The organism is Virgibacillus siamensis (assembly GCF_039522605.1).
GTDB lineage: Bacteria > Bacillota > Bacilli > Bacillales > Amphibacillaceae > Lentibacillus > Lentibacillus siamensis.
This window is the reverse complement of sequence record NZ_BAAADS010000001.1, coordinates 98,256-112,613: the sequence shown is the minus strand read 5'-3', so window position 1 is coordinate 112,613 and position 14,358 is coordinate 98,256. Positions and strand designations below refer to the sequence as shown.

The following is a 14,358-nucleotide window of genomic DNA, read 5'->3' as shown; positions in this document are numbered from 1 at the left end:
ATATTACATGGAATTGACCGAACAAATCAAGCAACTGGAAAATGTTAAAAAAGGCGGTACAAATAAAGTTTTCTCAATGTATCTGAATACCGATTTATCTGATCCGGAGCAGCAGGCAGGCGAGTGGAAGATTCATCTTAAGAATGGCTTACGGAATTTTGAAAGTTACCTGGAGCAATCCGATGACCAGGAAGAACTAAAGAACTTTCAACTTGTGAAACAGAAAGTGGAAAAATATATTCACTCAAATGAGCAGCACTTGCGCAGAGGGGTCATTCTGTTTGCTTCTGCAGATGAAAGTGTGTGGTATGCAGACAGGGTTCAAATGCGTTTAAAGACAGAATTTTACTGGGAGGAAACCCCACAGCTTGATCAACTGAGAAAGCTCCATGAACAATTTCCGAAGTCCGGAATTATTTTGGTGCAGCAGGATCAGATTAAAGTGATAGAAACAGCGTTAAATGAAATTCTGGATACATCTTATTATCAATTCGATTTGGATACAGACCATTGGCGTCAGTTTACAGGGCCGCATAAAGCGGATGCATCGATGGGATCCGGTGGTAAAAGTACACAGCAGGATGAATTCAAAGAACGCTATCAGGCCAATAGGCAGCGCTGGTACAAACAAATCGCCCCAAAAATGGACAAGATGGCAAAGGATCATGACTGGGAAAAAATATATGTTGTTGGTGAATCGGACGGATCACATGAGCTGGAAGAACAGATGAATAAACAGGCGGAATCTGTCATTCATAAGAACATGCTCGACCATGAGGAAACAGAAGTCCTGCAAACGGTATTTGGGTAAAAGGAATGTTTATTAAAAGAAAAATATGAATTATCTTGGGAAGGCTCATCTAGCCGCTCCGGTACTATATTTCGTTTTTATTTTCGAGTGAAAGCGCGACATCAGCTCAGGTTAAAACCTCTGCATTGTCTTTTTTACCCGGGCGGCTGGTGAGTCTTCCTGGCAGATAAAAAACTATAAAACTTTCTTACTGCAACTAAGGCTGTCACACAAAGACTTGGTGACAACCAAGTTTTCTAATAACGTCAGAAAGTATAAATTATGGTTGACCTTATAAGAAAAACTTCGGCAATCGCTATAAGACGAGGCGAATGCCGAGTTTTTCTAATGTTTGGTGTTGACCGCACTGCGGAGTCCCACTTATACTTTTCCTTACGCTGGGTTTGCGTATATTCCTACAGCTAAATTTCTAACCTATCCTAATCAATAATTTCCCAACGCACTTCTTGGAGTCTGGATAATTACCGGGTTTTTGGCTGGATCAAGCCATTGCAGAATTTTAATTACATTGCCTTTTGAAACGCCGGTACAACCGAGTGTATAACTGTTTGAAATATGAAAGAAAATGGCGCTGCCGGCACCTGGTGTTTTCTGCGTATTGTAGTTAATGACGAAACCATATGTATATGCCGGGATGTTCATGTTTTCTGCACTGTTCCATTTCTGCTTTGTTGCCTGTTTGGATTGCCATGTGTTGTACAATGCAGAATCTGAATCATCCACCCAAACAATATCAGATGTGATGTTTCGGAATGGTAGCTTTGTACCGGGATTCCCGCTTCGTCCAAAGGCAAAGCCTATTGAGTATTTACCAGTCGGACTTTTTCCGTCACCTTCCACTTTGTTTGCCGCAAAACCATTTTTACCAATATGCCCTGGAACGGACAGTATCTGTTCCCATGATCCCGTTGAGTCACGTTCAAATGTCTGAACGGTGGCCGAACTCGTTCCATATCCATTGGTCGTTACCAAAATTAATTGGTTACTTGCGCCAACGGTATCAAGTTTCCGTGCATCATTCTTTGGAGGAGTTGGTTTCTGTTCGTTTGAATTATTTTTTGTCGAATCCTTTTTCTGTTTATTGGTATCTTTTTTAGTTGAATCCTTCTGCTGATGCGAATCTGAGTTTTGTGGTTGGTCCTTTTTTTCATTTTTATTGTTCGTGTCGCCGCTCTTGGTTGCAGCGGAAACTACTTTGATTTTTTCATCGGAAAGATAGTTTTGATTTACATAGCCCTGAAGATTATCACCATTTACTTTCACCCAGCCGTTGATTGCATTTTCCATTGCTGCTTCAATTGTTTCGTTTAAGGTCAACACGTCTATTACGTCATGTTCAACACCTGGACCGCTACGGACATTCAGTTCAGAAACTGCTATATATTTGGTGGTATAGGATTGGGTATTTTGTTTGTTTCCCGGTGCTGCTTTTTTGTTTTTTTCTTTTTGGGGAGTCTTCACGACTACTGATTTTTCTTTAAGCGTATTTTCCATGGGATTATGTAATTTTGCTTCATGGTGTGTTTTCTTTTCATTTGCGTTCACAGTGATAACTAAAATAAGTGCTGTCAGGAAAAAAATAGCAATCCCCAGCATGACGGATTTTCCTTTCGACATATAACTCCTCCTTTACTTTCTTAGTATACAGGAAAAAAAGGGGAGTTTTGTATAAAAAAGTTAAATAATTAAACCTGCAGCAGTCAGGGTGATTGCCAGAGATCCAAACACATACAATGCTGCTGTTTTATACTTTTGTGCCAGTACTAATTGCAGTGTTTCATTGCCGAATGTGGAAAACGTCGTAAATGCACCGCTGAAACCTGCTCCCGCCAGGTGCCAAAACCAGTCGGGTAAATGGCCGTTCAGATAAAAACGCAGTAGTGCCGCCAATAAAACGGAACCTAGTGTATTTGCGATCCAGGTGCCAATTGGCCGTTTTCCAGTTTTTTGCACAATAAAAAACCGTGCCATACTGCCAAAAAAACCGCCAATCGCTACCAGTAAAAAATTCATCTGTCCACCTGCTTTCCGGCCGTTCGGAATCCTGCATAACAAAACAGAAGACCGCCAACTACGCTGATGATTGAATAGGTAATGGCCAATCCCGGATGTTCATGCCATAATTTGATTGTTTCAATGGTAAAGGTTGAAAAGGTGGTGAACGATCCTAACAATCCAGTACCAAGAGCGGTGAATACATTTCTGGACAGTATTGATTTGATTTTTGACTGGTTGAATAGAAAACTCAGCAGGAAACAGCCAGTTAAATTGACAAGTAACGTTGCAAACGGGAATCCGGAACCTGCCACAATTAGAATGGAAACTGCGTAACGTGCTACCGCACCTGCCATGCCACCAATGCCAACAGCTAAATAAATAGACATCAGGCACTCTGACACATTGGACACAAACCATAAATCTCGAATTTGTGCCCCTCAATGGAATAATTACCAAGGTCGTTTTTTATTTCATCCATCGGACAAACAGCAATTTCTTTTGTCTTGCCGCACTCCTTACAGATGAAGTGATGGTGGTGGTCGTCGGTGCAGGTGAGCTGAAACTGTTTTTCTCCGTTTAAAACGGTTGTTTCCAGGATACCGACTTCATCAAACAGGTGCAGGTTCCGGTAGACGGTGTCAAAGCTGATTCCCTTGTACGTTGGCTCCATAAATTGAATCAGGTCTTTGGCCGTTCGGTAACCGTCAGCTTTCGCAAAAAATGTCAGCATATCTTTTCGTTTTGCTGTTGTCTTGTAACCTTTTTCCTTTAGTTGATTAATAGCTTCCCTCAGTTTCATTTGAGTTCACTCTCTCCCTTTGATTTTAATGAAAATCGTTTCATTCCAATTGATATCAGTAAAATAATGATGGAGATAACAACAATCGTTCCTCCAGGCGGAATGCTGAAATAATAGCCGCTGATCAATCCGAGAATAACGGCAAGTTCACCAAAAATAATGGAAAGCACAAGCATTTGCTTAAACCCCCGTGCCAGCCGCATGCTTGCTGCAACCGGCAGAGTCATCAGCGCAGATACAAGCAGGACTCCGACAACACGGATGGATGCAGCAATGACAAGTGCCGTCATTACAATGAAAAGCAGATGGATCCGCTTGGAATGGATTCCTGAAACAATGGCATGCTCTTCATCAAACGACAGGGTGACAAGTTCCTTATAAAAAACCCGGATGACGATTATAATGACAATGGAAATGCCCAGAATGGAATAAAAATCGGTTTTACTTACCGCCGAAACGGAGCCGAACAGGTAATTAAACAGTTCGGTGTTAAATCCGTCCGCAAGTGAAATAAAGATCACACTCAGTCCAACGCCTCCTGACAGGATAATAGGAATCGCCAGTTCTTCGTATGCCTTATAAACACCGCGGAGTTTTTCGATAAGGATGGACCCAAGCACCGAAAATCCCATTCCGCTGTATAGTGGTGTGATGATTCCCGCCGCAACTTTTTTTTCAATTAATAGACCAAAGGCGATTCCGGCAAGTGTCACATGTGATAATGCATCTGCAATCAATGACAGACGCCGGACAACAATGAACGTTCCCAAAAGCGGGGCAATAATTCCGATCAGCAGCCCGGTCAGAAATGTATGTCGTAGAAAATCGTATTGTATAAAATCGGCCAGCATGATAGTTCCCCCAACAGTTAGTGATCGTGTGCCACAATATTTACAGGGTGTCCGTAAAATCGTGATAAATCTTTCTCAGACAATGATGTGTATTCTTCCGGCTTTCCATGAAAATGGAGTGTCTTATTCAGACAGACAATATCGGTTGCATGCTCAGTCATCGTGCCGGTATCGTGTGTAACAAGCAGTAATGTAATATTATTTTCATCATTGAGCCGGTGCAACAGTTCATAAAACCGTTTGACATTTTCGTAGTCAACCCCGACCGTCGGCTCATCCAAAATCAGCAATTCCGGTTCACTGACAAGGGAGCGGGCGATAAATATCCGCTGCTGTTGGCCACCTGACAACGTCCCAATATTTTCATAGGCATACTCCCGCATTCCCACCTGATCAATAGCGTGCAGGATTTGTTCTTTGTGTTTCGGTTTAAGAAATGAGAAGTAACCGACTTTTGCAGTCAACCCCATCGAAACAACTTCAAAAACGGTTGCAGGAAAGCCCTTGTTGAAGGAATTTGCTTTTTGGGAAACAAAACCAATCTTACTTCTTGCTTTCAATTTCTCAAGCGGCCCACCGAATAGCCGGATCGTGCCTTGATCCGGCTTCAGCAACCCGAGAATCAATTTAATCAGCGTCGTTTTTCCGCCGCCGTTTGGGCCCACCAGCCCCATAAAGGCGCCGGTTGGAATCTCAAAATTAATTTGGTTCAGGACGGTTTTATTTTCGTATGCGTACGTGATATTTTCCATGGAAACAATCGGTTCACCCAAGGTTATACCTCCCTTACTTGGTTGCTTTATCAAGCACTTTTATATTGTGTTTCATCAGCGATAAATAATCTTCACCATCATCAATATTCTCCTGGGTCAGAACGGAAAGGTTATGGATGTGCAATGCTTCCAAACCAAGCTGCTCCTGAATTATTTTGGATACCTGATCGGCTCCGTTCTGTTCAAAAATGACATACCTCATATTATGTTTTTTTGCGGTATCGATAATTTGCGTCAATTCCTTTTGTGATGGTTCTTCGCTTGATGACAGTCCGCTGATGGCAATTTGTTCGATACCATAGCGTTCTTCCCAATATCCATAGGCGGCATGTGCCACGAGAATTTTTTTGTTTTCCTTATCTTTTAACGTTTGTTTAAACTGTTTATCCAATGCAAGCAAATCTTTTTTCAGCTTGTTAAAGTTATTGATATAGACTTGTTTATTTTCCGGATTCATGTCAATCAGTTTCCCTTTAACGATTCCGGCCATATCAAGCATGCGGGTCGGATCAAGCCAAATATGCGGATCTTTATCCCCATGCTGATGTCCTTCATGATGGTTGTGTTCATGGTGGGAATCTTTATGAAAAAGTTCCTGCTGTGTTCCGAGTTCAATAAGATTGACATCCTGCGAACCGAGTGCGTCTGCTGCGGATTCGGCAAAGCCTTCCATGCCGGCACCAAGATAAATGAATGCATTAGCATCGGCAATATCCGTCATTTCCCTTGTTGTTGGTTCGTAAGTGTGTGCATCAACTCCGGGCGGGTACACGGATTCAGCATCCACTGTATCACCGCCGATTCGCTCCACCGCATATTGTATCGGGTAAATTGATGTGTAAACGGTAAGATGCGCATTATCGGATTGACTTGACGGGGATGAAGCGCATCCTGTTGTAATAATTACTGTAATTACGAGTGTAAGTAGTAGTTTGTAAAAACGCATGGTTAATTCCTTTCTCTAATTAATGGACTTCACAATCATATCGTAATGATTACGATTTGTAAACAGGAATGATTCCGGTTTTATACTGTTTTCTAAACTAAATAAAATTTAAGTGAGACTAAACTTATCTTTCGACAAAAAAGTAAAAAATATATCCTTTTTGAAAAAATAATGATAAAGTAATAGATATAGAAATCAGAATAAAATTTTGTTTGGGGGTAATCTACGTGGAACAGCTTATGCGTAACTTCTTTTTATTTTTATCCAATAATAAAACGCTTACAAGATTGGCGAAAAAATACGGATTTAAATTTGGAGCATCGCGGTTTGTTGCCGGGGTTGATTTTGAACATGCTTCACGTAAGATAAAAGAAATTAATGATGATGGTTTTGTTGTTACGGTTGACCATCTTGGTGAGTTTATCGACAATGAAAAAGAAGCAAGAGAATCTGCTGATGAGTGTATTCATGCAATCAAAATTATTCATGATAAGAAGCTTGATTCACAGCTTTCCCTGAAATTAACGTCATTGGGACTTGATATTTCAGAAGATTTGGTAATGGAAAACATACGTCGGATTTTGGATGCCGGCAAACAATATAATGTAACCGTCACAATAGATATGGAAGATCAAACAAGACTAGATAAGACACTGAATATCTTTAAAGAATTGCGTAACGAATATGATAATCTTGGTACTGTTCTGCAGGCATATTTATATCGTACGGAAGAAGATTTGGAGAATCTGGATAAATATGATCCATATCTTCGTCTTGTTAAGGGTGCTTATAAAGAACCGGAAGAAGTTGCTTTTCCAGATAAAAAAGACGTTGATGAAAACTACAAGAAACTTATTAAACAGAGCCTGGAAAATGGAAATTATACCGCTATCGGAACGCATGATGATGCTATTATCGCTTATGTAAAACAATTGGAAAAGGATATGGGTTTGTCTCGCAATCAATTCGAGTTTCAAATGCTGTTTGGAATCCGAATTGAGCTGCAAAATAAATTGGTCAAAGAAGGCTACAAAATGCGTGTTTACGTTCCATATGGCGATGACTGGTTCGGGTATAACATGCGCCGCCTTGCCGAGCGCCCGGCCAATGTTATGTTTGTCCTGAAAGGTGTATTTAAAAAATAACCAGGCAGCGCTAGTGCGCCGCCTGGTTATTTATTGGCAGCTACTGCATAACTACAACGAAGACCTTCACTTAAAGGATTGGTGACAAATACCGATAAAACATCAAACTGCAAAAATGAACGGGCCATGGATTACAATTTCTGTCCATAATACTTGTCCAATGAGAAGCCGCGGCCGAGTATTTCCGACGCATTCAGGAAAATGACAAATGAAGTTGGCTCTTCATGCTGCAGCCTCCGTTTCAGTTGTACCGCTTCCTGTTGTTCGGTGACACAGAGGATCATCGTTTTGTCCTCATTCGAGTATCCGCCTACCGTACGGATTTTCGTCATGCCGCGGTCAATTTGCTCATTAATGATGCCTTGAATTTTTTCCTCGTTCTCGGTGATGATCAGAATAAGCTTCGATGCTGATGTTTGCAACTGTACCATATCGATTGTTTTACTTGTAATGTAAATACACATTAATGCAAATAATGTCAATTCCAAATTAAAGACAATGATAGAAGAGATAACGACAAATCCGTCAACGATCAATTGCGAATATCCACTGGAGAGCCCGGTGAATTTTTTAACAACCTGGGCAATTGCTGCTGTTCCGCCGGTGGATCCCCTTCCTTTATAAACTGTCCCGAGTCCAATACCAAGGATGATTCCGCCGTAAATGGCTGCCAATAATGGATTGGTAATGGTATATGGAATATCTGCACTCAGATAAATGACAAATGGAACCCAAAATGTCCCGACCAGGGTTTTCCAGCTGAAGTCTTTTCCTAAAGCAATCCAGCCCAGAATAAAAATCGGTAAATTAATCAGAAACTGCGTATACGCAGGACTCAGCCCGTACATTTCATACAGAATCGTACTAACTCCGGAAATCCCCCCCGCTGCAAGTTTTGCCGGCAGCAGGAATATATTGTAAGAGAGTGCGACCAACGTTGCTCCGACAATAATCAAAAAGTATTCATACATTAACTTTTTCATATCTGCAAATTCCTTTCTGTGAATGATGCCTATAATAGTTTAACGCAGTTTGCAACGGGGTAACAGTCTGACGGACGATAAATTTCATTAAAACAAATTCATTTTTATTTGCTAAAAGTCAGATAATAATTTATAATTGAGTTTAGATGGATAGGGAGCTATCTTTTATTTTTACGATAAAAATGAATGAGTATTCATTCAAATGGGAGTTAGGGGGACAAATTATGAAGCACTCAATCAAGCGTGCCGCAGTGTTGGGCTCAGGTGTGATGGGGTCCGGAATCGCTGCTCACCTGGCAAACGTGGGTATACCGACAATCATGCTCGATATTGCACCGCGTGAACTAACCAAGGATGAAGAGAAAAAGGGATTCACACTGGAAGCTAATGCGGTCCGAAATCGGCTGGCGGCACAAAGTAAGAAAGCATTGCTTAAACAAAAACCGTCACCTATTACATCCAAAAAAAGCCTTGATTTAATTGAAATCGGCAATATGGATGATGATATGGAGAAACTGGCTGACGTTGACTGGATTATTGAAGTCGTTGTTGAAAACCTGGATATTAAGAAGAAAGTTTTTGCCGATGTGGATAATTACCGCAAAGAAGGATCAATTATCAGTTCCAATACATCAGGAATTTCTGTGGAAGCAATGGCAGCCGATCGTTCAGAGGATTTCCGCAAGCATTTTCTCGGAACACACTTTTTCAATCCGCCACGCTATCTGAAGTTGCTGGAAGTTATTCCGACGCAAGATACCAATCCGGAAATTCTCGAATTCATGAAAAAGTTTGGCGAGGATGTGTTAGGAAAAGGTGTTGTGGAAGCGAAGGACACACCGAATTTTATTGCAAATCGTATCGGAACGTATGGACTTTTGGTAACAGTTGAGGAAATGCTGAAGGGTGGCTACAGCATCGGGGAAGTGGATTCTGTAACAGGTCCAATGATCGGACGTCCAAAAAGCGCCACATTCCGCACATTGGATGTTGTCGGACTGGATACGTTCATTCATGTTGCCAATAATGTGCATGATCAGGTGGAAGGCAAGGAAAAAGAATTATTTAACGTGCCTGATTTTATGCTGAAAATGCAGGAGAAAGGCTGGATTGGTGCTAAGAGAGGTCAAGGATTTTTCCTGAAAAAGAAAGGAAAAGGCGGCAGTACAATCTATCAATTAAATCCGAACACACTGGAATATGAGGATCGTGGAAAATTAAAGACCCAGGCAACAGAAATGGCCAAACAAGAGAAAGGTTCAAGGCAAAAATTGAAAGCGCTTGTAAACGCGAAAGGTGACCGTGCGGGCGATTTGGTATGGGCTGTACTGAAACCGGCATTACTTTACTCAGCTGAACTGACTGGTGAAATTGCGGATGACATTGTTTCAATTGATCAGGCAATGAAGTGGGGATTCGGCTGGGAAATCGGTCCGTTTGAAACATGGGATGCCATCGGTGTGAAAAAATCGGTTGAACGTATGCAGGAAGAAGGGGAAACCATTCCTGAATGGGTATTAAAAATGCTTGAGAACGGTAATGATTCTTTCTATAAAACGGAGAATGGAAACGTCTATTACTATGATAAAGGTGAATACAAGCAACAGTATTTTAACCCGAAAGAGATTAATATAAAGCGGATGAAAAATGTGAAAGGGGTTATTAAGAAAAATACCGGTGCCAGTTTGATAGATATGGGTGATGATGTAGCCCTGCTTGAATTCCATTCCCAAAGCAATGCCATAGGGCTTGATATCATTCAAATGGTAAATTACGCCATTGAGGAAGTCGGAAGAAATTATAAAGGACTTGTCATCGGCAACCAGGGCAAAAATTTCTGTGTTGGAGCCAATCTTGGCATGATGCTGATGGAAGCACAGGATGACAATTTCTTTGAACTCGATATGGTTGTCCGCCAGTTCCAGAACATGGCGATGAACATTAAGTATTCCGTAAAACCGGTGGTCACTGCGCCATTTAACATGACACTCGGCGGTGGTGCGGAAGTTTCCCTGCCAGCAGCAGCTATTCAGGCATCAGCTGAAACGTATATGGGACTTGTTGAATTTGGTGTCGGACTTATTCCGGGCGGTGGAGGAACGAAAGAACTTTATTTAAAGGAACTCCGTAATCTGCCAAAAGGAGTTGACCTGGATTTGACAAAAGTTGCCAATGATGTTTTTGAAAAAGTGGCAATGGCAAAAGTCTCCACATCTGCGGAGGAAGCGGTGGAAAATGGATATCTAAACAATAACGATGCAATCAGTGTAAATCCTGATCATCTGCTGCATGATGCCAAGCAACGCGTGCTTGCTCTCGATCAAGCAGGCTATAAAGCACCAAAACGGGAAAAAATTCCGGTTGTTGGGGATGCTGGCTATGCTGCAATGCTTTTGGGTGCCAAAACACTGCGCTTTGGCGGATATGCATCAGATTATGATGTGAAAATCGCAGAAAAACTGGCATTTGTCCTATCAGGCGGACGTATTAAAGAGGGAACTTTAATTGATGAACAGACAATGCTTGATTTGGAACGGGAAGCATTCCTGAGTCTGATCTCAGAACCACTGACACAACAGCGCATGCAGCACATGCTGTTAAAGGGTAAACCATTACGCAACTAATTAGAAGAGGGGGAAGAAATTGTGAAGGAAGCAGTAATTGTTGCAGGTGCAAGAACCCCTGTGGGTAAAGCAAACAAGGGATCACTGGCAAATACAAGACCTGATGATCTGGCAGCATTAACAATAAGAGAAACGTTAAAACGGGCCGGAAACTACGACGGCAATATTGATGATGTCATTATCGGATGTGCGATGCCGGAAGCAGAACAAGGTATGAATATGGCGCGAAATATTGCGGGGCTTGCCGGACTGAAAAATGACGTACCGGGAATAACAATCAACCGCTACTGTTCATCCGGTCTGCAGAGTATCGCTTATGCAGCAGAACGCATTATGATCGGTGCCAGCAATACTATGATAGCCGGTGGCGCAGAATCAATGAGTCTCATTCCGATGGGCGGTCATGTGATTAAGCCAAATACAAAGCTTGTTCAGGATGCACCAGGCTATTATATGGGAATGGGTTATACCGCAGAAGAAGTGGCAAATCGTTTTAATATTTCCCGTGAAGATCAGGATAAGTTCGCGGCACAAAGTCATGAACGTGCAGCAAAAGCAATTAATGAAGGGAAATTCAAAGATGAAATCGTACCGGTTGAAGTGACCGAGCGGGTTGTCGGTGCAAAGAATAAAATTGAGGAGAAGAAAACAACCTTTGAGATGGATGAAGGCGTACGGGAAGGCACTACACCGGAAATCCTGGCAAAACTTCGTCCAGCTTTCCATGTGAAAGGCTCCGTGACCGCTGGAAACGCTTCGCAAATGAGCGATGGAGCGGCGTCGGTTCTGGTGATGGATCGCGAAAAAGCCGATGCAGAAGGACTGACGCCATTGGCAAAATTTCATTCCTTCGCGGTGGCCGGTGTCGAGCCGGAAATTATGGGGGTCGGCCCGGTCGAAGCAGTTCCGAAAGCATTGAAAATTGCTGGGCTTGATTTGAAAGACATTGGCTTGATTGAACTGAATGAAGCCTTCGCATCTCAATCAGTGCGTGTTATCCAAGCACTTGATCTTGATCCAAACATTGTCAATGTGAACGGCGGCGCAATTGCGCTTGGCCATCCGCTTGGCATGACAGGAACGAAATTAACGCTCAGTCTAATTCATGAAATGAGACGCCGCAACGTACAATATGGTGTCGTTACCATGTGTATTGGCGGAGGAATGGGCGCTGCCGGCGTATTTGAATTGCTGTAAGTGTCCGAAAGCACTGATGTGAGGTCTGACAGCACTTGAATTTTGCTAGAATGCTTTCGTTACAAGTGAATCGGATACGAACATATTCACGTTTACTGGAACTTACTGAACTATTTATACGGCGCATTTTGACACATTCCCCGGCAACGGCACGGCTATAAACGAATAATACGGTTTACATTTGACGGGTAAGCGTATGGCCTGACCAAGTATTCCATAATAGAAAGGGACGATTATAATGGGCGAAACGAAAGAAAAGCTTTTTAAGGGTGGGGCATTTTTAATTGAAGACCTGACAGGCGATGATGTTATAACACCTGAAGATTTTACCGATGAACATAAAATGATAGCTAAAACAACGGAAGATTTTGTATCCGGTGAAGTATTGCCGAAAATAGATAATCTGGAAAATCATGAATTTGAACATTCCGTTGATTTGTTGAAAAAAGCAGGGGAACTTGGTCTGCTTGGTGCTGATGTTCCGGAAGAATATGGCGGTCTGGCGCTGGACAAAATCAGTTCCTCTTTGATCACGGAGAAATTTTCACGGGCAGGCGGGTTTTCGGTAACACACGGAGCGCATGTCGGGATCGGCTCACTGCCAATCGTATTTTTCGGGGATGACACACAAAAAGAAAAATACCTGCCAAAACTGGCGACAGGTGAATTGCTGGCCGCATATGCACTGACCGAGCCAAGTTCAGGTTCTGATGCGCTTGGTGCAAAAACGACGGCAAAATTGAATGACGCCGGTACACATTACCTTTTAAATGGTGAAAAACAATGGATTACCAATTCAGCTTTTGCTGATGTCTTCATTGTTTATGCTAAAATTGATGGCGAACATTTCTCTGCTTTTATTGTGGAACGTGAATTCCCGGGTGTTTCCACTGGTCCGGAAGAGCACAAAATGGGGATCAAGAGTTCATCGACTCGCACACTTATTTTAGAAGATGCGGAAGTTCCTGTGGACAATCTACTCGGTGAAAAAGGAAAAGGACATAAGATTGCATTTAATATTCTGAACGTTGGCCGGTATAAGCTGGCAATCGGCGGTGTCGGCGGATCAAAACGCGGAATTGAACTAGCAACAAAATATGTAAATGAACGTAAGCAATTTCATACACCAATTTCCAGTTTCAGCCTGACGCAGGAAAAATTGGCAACAATGGCAGCACGCACATATGCCAATGAAAGTGCCGTTTACCGGACAGTAGGATTGTTTGAACAGCGGATGGGAGCATTAACCGATGAACAGTTAAAGGATGGACGTGAGGTTGCAAAAGCCATCGCAGAGTATCAGATTGAATGCTCGATGAACAAATATACAGCGACAGAGTGTCTGGATTATGTTGCTGATGAGGCGGTACAGCTGCATGGTGGGTATGGTTTCATGGAAGAGTATGAAGTTGCCCGGATGTATCGTGACTCACGGATCAACCGAATTTTTGAAGGAACCAACGAAATTAACCGGTTGATTGTACCAGGAACATTACTGAAAAAGGCAATGAAAGGCGAATTGCCGCTGCTCCAAAAAGCACAAACTTTGCAGGAAGAGCTCATGATGATGATGCCGGAAGAAGTTGGTGACGAACCACTGGAGCAGGAAAAACATCTGTTGAAAAACGCGAAGAAAATGGTGCTGCTTGGCGCTGGTCTTGCTGCACAGAAATATATGAAAAAGCTGGAGAATGAACAGGAAATCCTGGTTAACCTGGCTGATATGACAGCAGAAGTTTACAATATGGAAGCTGCCATTCTCCGTACTGAAAAAGCACTCAATAAAGACGGTGCAGAAAAAGGGAAGCAAAAACTTCTGTACACGCAAGTATATGTACAGGAGGCATTTAACCGTATCGAAGCGGACGCGAAAGAAACGTTAATTGCTGTTGAATCCGGTGACACACTCCGCATGATGCTGTCATCACTGCGGAAACTGACCCGTCACACACCGACAAATGTAATTGAGAAAAAACGTGAAATTGCAGCGGGAATCATCGAAGCAGAAAAATATTACGTGTAGGGATGAAACAAAACTGCCGCATTATACCGGTGCGGCAGTTTTGTTTTGCTTGGCAGATAAGAAAGGATAAAACTTTCTTACTGCATAAGTGCAACTAAGGCTGTCACCTAAAGGCTTGGTAATAACCAAGTTTTCTAAGCATGCCCTCGCTTGACAAGGGCCCTGAATATTGTCGGATTTTCTTATTGGTTTTTCCATCGACCTTTTT

General features: G+C 42.3%; 13 protein-coding genes. 5 read left to right on the top strand and 8 right to left on the bottom strand.

Annotation, left to right across the window (positions count from 1 at the left end; translation table 11 throughout):
* Window positions 1-7: 7 nt before the first annotated feature.
* Complete coding sequence (locus ABD010_RS00580) at window positions 8-811, top strand: VLRF1 family aeRF1-type release factor (protein WP_343809292.1); 804 nt, start codon at window positions 8-10, stop codon at window positions 809-811.
* Between the two features lie 423 nt (window positions 812-1,234).
* On the opposite strand, the gene ABD010_RS00575 is transcribed toward ABD010_RS00580, so the two are convergent.
* Genes ABD010_RS00575 through ABD010_RS00545 form a run of 7 tightly spaced genes read right to left on the bottom strand, consistent with a single transcriptional unit; the run spans window position 1,235 to window position 6,178 of the window.
* Window positions 1,235-2,428, bottom strand: coding sequence for an SH3 domain-containing protein (locus ABD010_RS00575; protein ID WP_343809290.1), 1,194 nt, complete (start codon window positions 2,426-2,428; stop codon window positions 1,235-1,237).
* Window positions 2,429-2,488: 60 nt separating this feature from the next.
* Window positions 2,489-2,824, bottom strand: a complete 336-nt coding sequence (locus ABD010_RS00570; protein WP_343809288.1) for a fluoride efflux transporter FluC — start codon at window positions 2,822-2,824, stop codon at window positions 2,489-2,491.
* Complete coding sequence (gene crcB / locus ABD010_RS00565; RefSeq protein WP_343809286.1) at window positions 2,821-3,195, bottom strand: fluoride efflux transporter CrcB; 375 nt, start codon at window positions 3,193-3,195, stop codon at window positions 2,821-2,823. The genes ABD010_RS00570 and crcB overlap by 4 nt, the downstream gene beginning before the upstream one ends.
* Window positions 3,195-3,608, bottom strand: a complete 414-nt coding sequence (locus tag ABD010_RS00560; protein ID WP_343809284.1) for a Fur family transcriptional regulator — start codon at window positions 3,606-3,608, stop codon at window positions 3,195-3,197. Before ABD010_RS00560 ends, crcB begins: the two co-directional genes overlap by 1 nt.
* On the bottom strand, window positions 3,605-4,459 hold the full coding sequence (locus ABD010_RS00555; protein WP_343809283.1) for a metal ABC transporter permease: 855 nt from the start codon (window positions 4,457-4,459) through the stop codon (window positions 3,605-3,607). Before ABD010_RS00555 ends, ABD010_RS00560 begins: the two co-directional genes overlap by 4 nt.
* Window positions 4,460-4,476: 17 nt before the next feature.
* Window positions 4,477-5,232 (bottom strand): metal ABC transporter ATP-binding protein, encoded by a 756-nt coding sequence (locus ABD010_RS00550; protein ID WP_343809282.1) that lies wholly within the window; start codon window positions 5,230-5,232, stop codon window positions 4,477-4,479.
* 13 nt (window positions 5,233-5,245) lie between these two features.
* Window positions 5,246-6,178, bottom strand: coding sequence for a metal ABC transporter solute-binding protein, Zn/Mn family (locus tag ABD010_RS00545; protein ID WP_343809280.1), 933 nt, complete (start codon window positions 6,176-6,178; stop codon window positions 5,246-5,248).
* Window positions 6,179-6,405: 227 nt separating this feature from the next.
* Between ABD010_RS00545 and ABD010_RS00540 the strand changes: the two genes are divergently transcribed.
* A complete protein-coding gene (locus tag ABD010_RS00540; protein WP_343809278.1) occupies window positions 6,406-7,323 on the top strand; it encodes a proline dehydrogenase family protein in 918 nt (305 codons plus the stop codon).
* 131 nt (window positions 7,324-7,454) lie between these two features.
* On the opposite strand, the gene ABD010_RS00535 is transcribed toward ABD010_RS00540, so the two are convergent.
* Window positions 7,455-8,306: a YitT family protein gene (locus ABD010_RS00535; protein WP_343809276.1), complete on the bottom strand. Its 852-nt coding sequence runs from the start codon at window positions 8,304-8,306 to the stop codon at window positions 7,455-7,457.
* Window positions 8,307-8,530: 224 nt separating this feature from the next.
* Here ABD010_RS00535 and ABD010_RS00530 point away from each other — a divergent pair, with 224 nt between their 5' ends.
* From ABD010_RS00530 to ABD010_RS00520, 3 genes are all read left to right on the top strand, one after another.
* Window positions 8,531-10,930, top strand: a complete 2,400-nt coding sequence (locus tag ABD010_RS00530; protein WP_343809274.1) for a 3-hydroxyacyl-CoA dehydrogenase/enoyl-CoA hydratase family protein — start codon at window positions 8,531-8,533, stop codon at window positions 10,928-10,930.
* A 21-nt stretch (window positions 10,931-10,951) separates the two neighbouring features.
* Entirely contained in the window at window positions 10,952-12,127 is a 1,176-nt protein-coding gene (locus ABD010_RS00525; protein WP_343809272.1) for an acetyl-CoA C-acetyltransferase, read from the top strand.
* Window positions 12,128-12,365: 238 nt separating this feature from the next.
* Window positions 12,366-14,150, top strand: coding sequence for an acyl-CoA dehydrogenase family protein (locus tag ABD010_RS00520; protein ID WP_343809270.1), 1,785 nt, complete (start codon window positions 12,366-12,368; stop codon window positions 14,148-14,150).
* Window positions 14,151-14,358: the final 208 nt, after the last annotated feature.